6 protein-coding genes are annotated in these 9,534 nt (G+C 74.7%); 1 reads left to right on the top strand and 5 read right to left on the bottom strand.

Features of this window, described 5'->3' with window-relative positions; translation table 11 throughout:
• The 5 genes from ACFU7Y_RS32580 to ACFU7Y_RS32560 all read right to left on the bottom strand — a co-directional run.
• Positions 1-180: hypothetical protein (locus ACFU7Y_RS32580; protein ID WP_380770535.1), on the bottom strand; the 180-nt coding region annotated here is incomplete at its 3' end.
• Positions 181-184: 4 nt separating this feature from the next.
• A complete protein-coding gene (recA, locus tag ACFU7Y_RS32575) occupies positions 185-1,297 on the bottom strand; it encodes a recombinase RecA (RefSeq protein WP_224284746.1) in 1,113 nt (370 codons plus the stop codon).
• A gap of 195 nt (positions 1,298-1,492) precedes the next feature.
• Positions 1,493-2,725, bottom strand: coding sequence for an AI-2E family transporter (locus tag ACFU7Y_RS32570; protein WP_380770534.1), 1,233 nt, complete (start codon positions 2,723-2,725; stop codon positions 1,493-1,495).
• A gap of 37 nt (positions 2,726-2,762) precedes the next feature.
• Positions 2,763-2,957 carry a DUF3046 domain-containing protein gene (locus tag ACFU7Y_RS32565; protein WP_224284745.1) on the bottom strand — a complete coding sequence of 65 codons (195 nt, stop codon included), beginning with the start codon at positions 2,955-2,957 and terminating at the stop codon, positions 2,763-2,765.
• Positions 2,958-2,998: 41 nt separating this feature from the next.
• Positions 2,999-4,531, bottom strand: a complete 1,533-nt coding sequence (locus ACFU7Y_RS32560) for a S8 family serine peptidase (protein WP_380770533.1) — start codon at positions 4,529-4,531, stop codon at positions 2,999-3,001.
• Positions 4,532-4,736: 205 nt separating this feature from the next.
• Between ACFU7Y_RS32560 and ACFU7Y_RS32555 the strand changes: the two genes are divergently transcribed.
• Positions 4,737-9,458 (top strand): ATP-dependent helicase, encoded by a 4,722-nt coding sequence (locus ACFU7Y_RS32555; protein ID WP_380770532.1) that lies wholly within the window; start codon positions 4,737-4,739, stop codon positions 9,456-9,458.
• Positions 9,459-9,534 lie beyond the last annotated feature (76 nt).

The raw sequence follows: 9,534 nt of genomic DNA, 5'->3' as shown, positions 1-9,534 counted from the left end.
GTCGAACTCCGGCTCGGAGCCGGATGCCCACTGCGTGGTGGACTGACGGCCGCGCCGGGAGCGCGATCCCCGGGGCTTCGCGGCCACCGGCTCGGGCTCCTCCGCGACCGCGGCGAACCAGTCCGGCGGCCCGTGGTCGTCGTCCTCCGGGCCGCCGCCCACCGTGTCGTACTGCGTCAACGGCTCAGGCCTTGGCCGCCGCCGTCTTCTTCGCCGCGGCCGTCTTGGTGGCGGTCGCGGTGATCGGCTTGGCGGCGCCGTCGGCGGCGGCCTCCGCCCCGCCCTCGGCCGGCTCCTCCAGCTTCGGTCCGATGCCGAGCTTGCCCTTGATCTTCCGCTCGATCTCGTCGGCGAGCTGCGGGTTGTCCCGCAGGAAGTTGCGGGCGTTCTCCTTGCCCTGGCCGAGCTGGTCGCCCTCGTAGGTGTACCAGGCGCCCGACTTGCGGATGAAGCCGTGCTCCACACCCATGTCGATCAGGCCGCCCTCGCGGCTGATGCCCACGCCGTAGAGGATGTCGAACTCGGCCTGCTTGAACGGCGCGGCGACCTTGTTCTTGACCACCTTGACGCGGGTGCGGTTGCCGACCGCCTCGGTGCCGTCCTTCAGGGTCTCGATCCGGCGGATGTCGAGGCGGACCGAGGCGTAGAACTTCAGCGCCCGGCCACCCGTCGTGGTCTCCGGCGAACCGAACATCACGCCGATCTTCTCGCGCAGCTGGTTGATGAAGATCGCGGTGGTGTTCGACTGGTTCAGCGCACCGGCGATCTTGCGCAGCGCCTGGCTCATCAGCCGGGCCTGGAGACCGACGTGCGAGTCGCCCATCTCGCCCTCGATCTCGGCGCGCGGGACGAGCGCCGCGACCGAGTCGATGATCACCAGGTCGATCGCGCCGGAGCGGATCAGCATGTCGGTGATCTCCAGCGCCTGCTCACCGGTGTCCGGCTGGCTGACCAGCAGGGCGTCGGTGTCCACGCCGAGCTTCTTGGCGTACTCCGGGTCGAGCGCGTGCTCCGCGTCGACGAACGCGACCGTGCCGCCGGCCTTCTGGGCGTTGGCGGCCAGGTGCAGGGTCAGGGTGGTCTTACCGGAGGACTCGGGGCCGTAGATCTCGATCACTCGGCCGCGCGGGATGCCGCCGACCCCGAGGGCGACGTCCAGGGCGGTGGACCCGGTGGAGATCACCTCGACCGGCTCGTTGGCCTTCTCGCCGAGGCGCATCACCGAGCCCTTGCCGAACTGCCGCTCGATCTGGGCGAGAGCGGTCTCCAGGGCCTTCTCGCGGTCCGTACCTGCCATGGCTTTTTCCCTCGGGTTCTGTGCTGTGCGCTTCATCGTCCTCGACGCTAGCGCGTCCCACTGACAAACGAGCCCGAGCGGGCTCGGCCTGTGGAAAACTCCTCGCCGGAGAGTACAAAGAACATCTGTTCGATTCAAGCGTCGCACGTCCGGGCCACGCCGCCCCCGAGGACACCCCGGGGACGGCGCCCCGCGTCACTCCCCGCGCCCCCCGTCCCCGCCGACCATCCGGCGCAGCCGCCGGGCCGCCTCCCGGCGCAGCTCCCGCCGGGCCCGCCGCTGCTCTCCCCGGTCGATCCGCGGATCGGTGGCCACCTCGTACCGCCGCACGTACGTCCCCACGAACCCCTGGAGCGTCGCCGCCGCCGGGATCGCGATCAGCGCGCCCACCGCACCGAGCAGCGCCGCGCCCGCGATCACCGAGCCGAAGGCCACCGCCGGGTGCACGTCCATCGTCCGCGCGGTGATCCGCGGGTGCAGCAGGTAGTTCTCGATCTGCTGGTAGACCACCACGAAGACCAGCACCCAGAGCGCGTCCACCGGCTCCACGGTCAGCGCCACCAGGACCGGCAGCGCCCCGGCCAGGTAGGTCCCGATGGTCGGCACGAACTGCGACATGACGCCGACCCAGACCGCCAGCGCCGCCGCGTACGGCAGGTCCAGCAGCTCGAACATCACCCAGTGTCCGATGGCCGACGCCACCGCGAGCAGCGCCCGGGAGTACAGGTAGCCGCCGGTCTTGGCGAGCGCGATCTCCCAGGCCCGCAGCACCTCGCCCTGCTTCGCGGGCGGCAGCAGCGAACAGACCGTCCGTCGCACCCGCGGGCCCTCGGCGGTGAAGTAGAAGGTGAACAGCCCGACCGTGAAGGCCTGGAAGAGCCCGCCGATCACGGTGGACGAGACGCCCCAGACGTTGTCGGCGGCCTGCTGGGCGTAGTTCTCGATGGTGCCGGAGTCCTTGAGCAACCGTTTCTGCAACTCGCCCAGCGAGACGTCCTGGTGAAAGGTCCGGTTGATCCAGCCGATCAGGTTGTCGACCAGGTGCGGCAGGTCCCCGGCGATCTTCGCCACCTGGTCGACCAGCAGCGTGCCGAGCGCGGCGAGGAAGCCCACCACCGCGACCCCGACCGCCACGAACACCAGGAAGGTCCCCACCCCCCGGCGCACCCCCCGCGCCGCCATCCGGTCCACGGCCGGCTCCAGCGCCAGCGAGAGGAAGAAGGACACCAGCAGCATCACGAACAGGTCGACCAGCTGCCGGAACGCCCAGTCGGCGAGCTGGAACAGCCCCACCAGCACCAGGAACAGCACCATCGCCCGAGGCAGCCAGCGCGGCATCCCGCCGCCCCACAGCCCCCCACCCGCCGGAGCGCCGTCGGCACCCCGCTCCACCCCGTCCGAATTCTTCTGTTCTGCGCTACTTGTCACTCGAACAGTCTGTCCCATGCCACCCGGGCGCCGGCACTCAGCGCAGCACGCCGGAGACCCCCTGGGTGTCGCAGACCACGCGCCAGACGTCCTTGGCCTCCCAGCCCGCCTCCAGCGCCTGCCGCACCGTCCGTCCGTCCAACTCGCTCATCACGTGGTCGGTCGCGAACGACTCCGCGTACGCCTCCCCGAAGTGCGCGTACATCCGTCGCCAGAACTCCGTCAGCCTCATGCCCCCAAGTATCCCGGAAACCCCCGCCCCCACCCCGCCGGTCAACGGGGCACCACCACCAACCCCGCCCCGAAGTACTGCCGCTCCCCACACCCGTGAGGCCCCGCAGGACACCCCGAAGCCGCCGCCCCCGCCAACGCCCCCGCCAGCCCGTCCGACCCCAGCTCCGGATGCAGCGCCGCCGCCACCGCCAACGCCCCGGTCACATGCGCAGCCGCCATCGAGGTCCCCGCCAGCGCCGCGTACTGCCCTGCCGGCCAGTCGGAGACGATCGCCTCCTGCGGCCCACCGTCCGGTTCACCCCCCGGCGCAGCCAGCGAGACCCGCCCGCGCCCGTAGTTGGAGTAGCCGGCCGGGCGCCCGTCCCGGTTGACCGCGGTGACGGTGACCACCCCGGGCAGCTCGCCGGGCAGCCTCACGCACTCGGTGCCCAGGTGCCGGACGGGGGCGGGCCCCGAGACCCGGTCGTTGGGGCTCCGCTCGTCGGTCCGCGAGGCGCCGAGGTCCTGCCCGTCGTTGCCCGCCGAGGCGACCACCACCGCGCCCTTCCGCTGCGCGTACCCGACGGCCCGCCCGACGGCCGCGATCAGCGCGGCCTGGTCCCGGTCCTCGGGACAGTTGTACTTCCACGGGTCGGCGAAGTAGCTGTTGTTGATCGCCTTGGCCCCGTGGTCGGCGGCCCAGAGCATGCCGCAGACGATGTTCTCCGCGTAGTACTGCCCGAGCGGCCCGAGCAGCCGGACGGCGGCGATCCGCACGCCCGGCGCGACCCCGGTGACGCCGTGGCCGTCGCGGGTGGCGCCGACGATCCCGGCGACGTGCGTGCCGTGCCCGCTCTCGCCCACCCCGGGGTCCGGCCGCCAGGCGCCGGTGCGGGCGTCGGGCCGGCCGTCCGCGCAGGAGGCGGAGGCCTTCGGGTCGACGGCGGCGCGCAGGTCCGGGTGGGTGTCGTCGACGCCGGAGTCCAGGACCGCGACCAGCACCTTGCGCAGCGCCTCGGCGCTCGGCACGACGCCGGCGGACACCATCGACGCGTCTCCCACCCGAGCGGTGGCGCCCGCGAGCATGGCCAGGTTCCAGGCGCCCCCCTCCCCCGGATCGGGCACCGTCGCGGTCCCCCCGTCCATCCGATCACCACCCCTCCCGACGCCCGCCCGAGCCCCCGTGGCCGTACCCGCCGTGAAGTACCCCGCGCCCGCCACCGTCCGCGGCGGCGCGACCACCGGCGCGGTCCTGGTCGCCCCGACGGCGGCGATCCCGGGCCGGGCCCGCAACCGGTCGGCGAACGGGCCGGTCGCGTACACCAGCACGGCCCCGATCTGCGGGTACTCCTGGAGCACCTGCCCGCCCGCCGCCCGGCTCTCCGCCCCGGCCCGGGCCGCGCCGGCGGCGTCCTCGTCCTCGGCCAGCACCAGGTAGCTGAGGTAGGCCCGCCCCGGCCCGGACACGTACGGGACGGCGCCACCCCCGACGAGCGCCGTGAGCAGCATCGCGACCAGCGCCCGGGCGGGCCCGCGGACCCGGCGGCGCCGGGCGACGCGGGCGGGCCTGCCCCCCGGGTACGCCTGCGCCATCGCACGGCCTCCGCTCGTCGGTCCGGTGGGTCACGGGGTGGATCAGCTGGGTCTCGGGTGGATCAAGCTTCCGATTCATCACCATATGAGCGGATTGTTATTTCTGCTCCTCAGCTTGCATCCCTCCGCCCGCGCGGCCCCCGGCACCTCCGCCCCGGCCTCCGCCCCACCCCCACGTGTCAGTCCCACCCGGCACCATGGGGGCATGGCGCCCGCACACCCGACCCCGCCCGCCGACGACCCCCTGGCCGGATTCGCCCCGGCCACCCGGGCCTGGTTCACCGGTGCCTTCTCCGCCCCCACCGCCGCCCAGGCCGAGGCCTGGCAGGCCATCCAGCGGGAGACGGACGTCCTGGTGGTCGCCCCCACCGGCTCCGGCAAGACGCTGGCCGCCTTCCTCTCCGCCCTCGACCGGCTCAGCAGCACCCCTCCCCCCGCCGAGCCCAAGCGCCGCTGCCGGGTCCTCTACGTCTCACCGCTCAAGGCCCTCGCGGTGGACGTCGAACGGAACCTGCGCGCCCCGCTGGCCGGCCTGCGCCAGGCCGCCGTCCGGCTCGGCCTGGCGGAGCCCGAGGTCCAGGTCGCCATCCGCTCCGGCGACACCCCGGCCGCCGACCGCCGCCGCTTCGCGACCCACCCGCCGGACATCCTGATCACCACCCCCGAGTCGCTGTTCCTGCTGCTCACCTCCGCCTCCCGGGAGGCCCTGCGCGGCGTGGACACGGTGATCCTGGACGAGGTGCACGCGGTCGCCGGCACCAAGCGCGGTGCCCACCTCGCCCTCAGTCTGGAGCGGCTGGACGAGCTGCTGGACCGCCCGGCCCGCCGGATCGGCCTGTCCGCCACGGTCCGCCCGGTCGAGGAGGTGGCCCGCTTCCTCAGCCCGCAGCGCGGCGCCGCCGTGGTCCAGCCCGCCGCCGCCAAGGACTTCGACCTCTCGGTGGTCGTCCCCGTCCCCGACCTCGACGACCTGCCCGCCGCCCCGGCCGCCGGCGGCGACCCGCAGCGGCTGGGGGTACCTCCGGGCCGTCAGGCCGGGGGCGCATCGATCTGGCCGCACGTCGAGGAGCGGATCGTCGACCTGGTCGAGGCGCACCGCTCGACCATCGTCTTCGCCAACTCCCGCCGGCTGGCCGAGCGGCTGTGCAACCGGCTGAACGAGATCGCCCACGAGCGCGCCACCGGCACCGCCGTCCCCGAGGCGCACGCTCCGGCCGAGCTGATGGGCGGCTCGGGCACGGCCAAGGGCGCGCCCCCGGTCATCGCCCGGGCCCACCACGGCTCCGTCTCCAAGGAGCAACGCGCGCTCGTCGAGGAGGAGTTGAAGGCCGGTCGGCTGCCCGCCGTGGTCGCCACCTCCAGCCTGGAGCTGGGCATCGACATGGGCGCCGTCGAGCTCGTCGTCCAGGTCGAGTCCCCTCCCTCGGTCGCCTCCGGCCTGCAGCGGGTCGGCCGGGCCGGCCATCAGGTCGGCGCCGTCTCCACCGGCGTCTTCTTCCCCAAGTACCGGGGCGACCTGGTGCAGTCCGCCGTGGTCACCGAGCGGATGCGGTCCGGCCGGATCGAGGCGCTGCGCATCCCGCGCAACCCGTTGGACGTGCTCGCCCAGCAGCTGGTCGCGATGACGGCCCTGGACGCCTGGCCGGTGGACGAGCTGCTCGCCGTGGTCCGCCGCGCCGCGCCCTTCGCGACTCTCCCCCAGTCCGCCTTCGACGCCGTGCTCGACATGCTGGCCGGCCGCTACCCCTCGGACGCCTTCGCCGAGTTGCGCCCCCGCCTGGTGTGGGACCGGGTGGCCGGCACGGTGACCGGCCGCCCCGGCGCCCAGCGACTGGCCGTCACCTCCGGCGGCACCATCCCCGACCGCGGCCTGTTCGGCGTCTTCATCGCCGGCACCACCGCGTCCGACGCAGGAACGAACAAGAAGGGTGGCGGCCGCGTCGGAGAGCTCGACGAGGAGATGGTCTACGAGTCCCGCGTCGGCGACGTCTTCACCCTCGGCACCACCTCCTGGCGGATCGAGGAGATCACCCACGACAAGGTGCTGGTCACCCCCGCCCCCGGCGTCCCCGGCCGGCTCCCGTTCTGGAAGGGCGACACCCTCGGCCGTCCGCTCGAACTCGGCCGCGCCCTCGGCGCGTTCACCCGCGAGCTGGGCGGCATGCGGCCCGAGGCCGCCACCGACCGCCTCAAGCAGGCCGGCCTGGACGGCTGGGCGGCCGCCAATCTGCTGGACTACCTGGCCGAGCAGCGCGCCGCCTGCGGCCACCTCCCGGACGACCGCACCATCGTGGTCGAGCGCTTCCGGGACGAGCTCGGCGACTGGCGGATCGTCATCCACTCCCCGTTCGGCGCCCAGGTGCACGCCCCCTGGGCGCTCGCCCTCGGTGCCCGGCTGCGCGAGAAGCACGGCCTGGACCCGCAGGTCATGCACGCCGACGACGGCATCGTGCTCCGTCTGCCCGACGCCGACCTGCTCGGCCTCGACTTCGATCTCAGCAGCCCGCCGGAGCAGTCGAGCCCGGACGAGGCCCCCGTCGGCGCCGACGCCGCCCTGTTCGACCCCGGCGAGATCGAGCAGCTGGTCACCGACCAGGTCGGCGGCTCCGCCCTGTTCGCCTCCCGCTTCCGCGAGTGCGCCGGCCGCGCCCTGCTGCTCCCCCGCCGCAGCCCCGGCCGCCGCACCCCGCTCTGGCAGCAGCGCCAGCGTGCCGCCCAACTCCTCGAAGTCGCCTCGGAGTACGGATCGTTCCCGATCGTCCTGGAGGCCGTCCGGGAGTGCCTGCAGGACGTCTTCGACGTCCCCGGCCTGGTCGAGCTGATGGGCGATCTGGAGTCCCGCGCCGTCCGCCTGGTCGAGGTCACCACCCCCGAGCCCTCACCGTTCGCGCGCTCGCTGCTGTTCGGCTACGTCGCCCAGTTCCTCTACGAGGGTGACTCCCCGCTCGCCGAGCGCCGCGCCGCCGCCCTCTCGCTCGACTCCCGGCTGCTGTCCGAACTCCTCGGCCAGGCCGAGCTGAGCGAATTGCTCGACCCCCAGGTGCTCACCGAGCTGGAGGCCGAGCTCCAGCGCCTCACCCCCGAGCGGCGGATCAAGGACGCCGAGGGCGTCGCCGACGCCCTGCGCCTGCTCGGCCCGCTCACCGAGGCCGAGTTGACCCTCCGCGGCGCCGAGCCGCTCTGGGCCCTGGAGCTGGAGGCGGCCCGCCGGGTGATCCAGGTCCGGATCGCGGGCGAGCAGCGCTGGGCCGCGATCGAGGACGCCGGACGGCTGCGTGACGCGCTGGGCACGCCCCTGCCGGTCGGCGTCCCGGAGGCCTTCACCGAGCCGGTCAAGGACCCGCTGGGCGACCTGATCGCCCGCCACGCCCGCACCCACGGCCCGTTCACCGCCACCGAGGCCGCCGACCGCTACGGCCTGGGCACCGCCGTGGTCACCGGCACCCTGCACCGTCTGACCGCCGCGGGCCGCCTGGTCCAGGGTCAGTACCGGCCGGCCGAGCAGCACACCGCGCCCGAGTGGTGCGACGCCGAGGTGCTGCGCCGGCTGCGCCGCCGCTCGCTGGCCGCCCTGCGCCAGGAGGTCGAGCCGGTCCCGCCGCGCGCCCTGGCCGCCTTCCTGCCGCAGTGGCAGCACCTGGCCGGCCACCGGCTGCGCGGCCCGGACGGCCTGCTGCGGGTGATCGAGCAGCTCCAGGGCACCGCCCTGCCCGCCTCCGCGCTGGAGAAGCTGGTCCTCCCGGCCCGGCTCGCCGACTACTCCCCCGGCCTGCTGGACGAGCTGATGGCGGCCGGCGAGGTCGGCTGGTGCGGGGCCGGCGCCCTGCCCGGCAAGGACGGCTGGCTCAGCCTGCACCTCGCCGAGAACGCCCACCTGTTGCGCCCCGAGCCGGTCCCGCCCGCGCTCACCCCGGTGCACAGCGCCCTGATGTCCGCGCTGGCCGGCGGCTACGGCCTGTTCTTCCGCCAACTCGTCCAGCAGCTCCCGATGGAGACCGCCGAGCCGGAGATCGTCGAGGCGCTCTGGGACCTGGTCTGGGCCGGTTACGTCACCAACGACACCCTCGCCCCGCTGCGCGCCCTGCTCGGCTCCGGCCGGACGGCGGGCGCCACCGCCCACCGCGCTCCCCGGTCCACCCCGCGCGGCCGCTACGGCGGTGCCGGCCGTGCCTTCGGCCGGGTCGGCGGCGCCCTGCGTAGCGGCCCGCCGACGGTGGCCGGGCGCTGGTCGCTGCTGCCCGGCTTCGCCGCCGACCCGACGGTCCGGGCCACCGCCCAGGCGCAGAGCCTGCTGGACCGGCACGGCCTGCTCAGCCGGGGCACGGTGGTGGCCGAGCGGGTTCCCGGCGGCTTCGCCGGGGTCTACCGGGTGCTCGCCGCGATGGAGGAGCGCGGCCGGGCCCGCCGGGGCTACTTCGTCGAGGGCCTGGGCGGCGCCCAGTTCGCCATGGAGGGCGCGGCCGATCGGCTGCGCTCGGTGAACGGCCGGCTGGAGCGGGCCCGGGCCTCCGAGTGGCCGGCCGCCCCGTCCGGCGAGCCGCCGCAGACGCTGGTGCTGGCCGCCGCGGATCCGGCCAACGCCTACGGCGCGGCCCTGCCCTGGCCCGAGCCGCCCACCGCCCCCGGCGGCAAGGAGTCCACCGCCCACCGCCCGGGCCGCAAGGCGGGCGCCCTGGTGGTCCTGGTGGACGGCGAGCTGGCGCTGTACGTCGAACGCGGCGGCAAGTCCCTGCTGGCCTGGCCGGAGGACGAGACCACCCGGGCGCTGGCGGCCGGGGCGCTCGCGGCCGCCGTCCGGGAGGGCGCGCTCGGCAGCGTCACGGTCGAGCGGGCCAACGGCGAGCCCGCGCTCGGCTCGGCCCTCGGCCACGCCCTGGAGGAGGCCGGTTTCCACGCCACCCCGCGCGGCCTGCGCCTGCGCCCGTGAACCGTGCGCCGCTGAACCGGACGCGGGAACCGGCGGACAGCGGCGGGGGAACGCCGGAGGCCGCGGGGTCGAGAAC

It is taken from the genome of Kitasatospora sp. NPDC057542 (assembly GCF_042801945.1).
Taxonomy (GTDB): domain Bacteria; phylum Actinomycetota; class Actinomycetes; order Streptomycetales; family Streptomycetaceae; genus Kitasatospora.
Note: the sequence above shows the minus strand (reverse complement) of the source record. Positions and strands in the feature narration are given on the sequence as shown.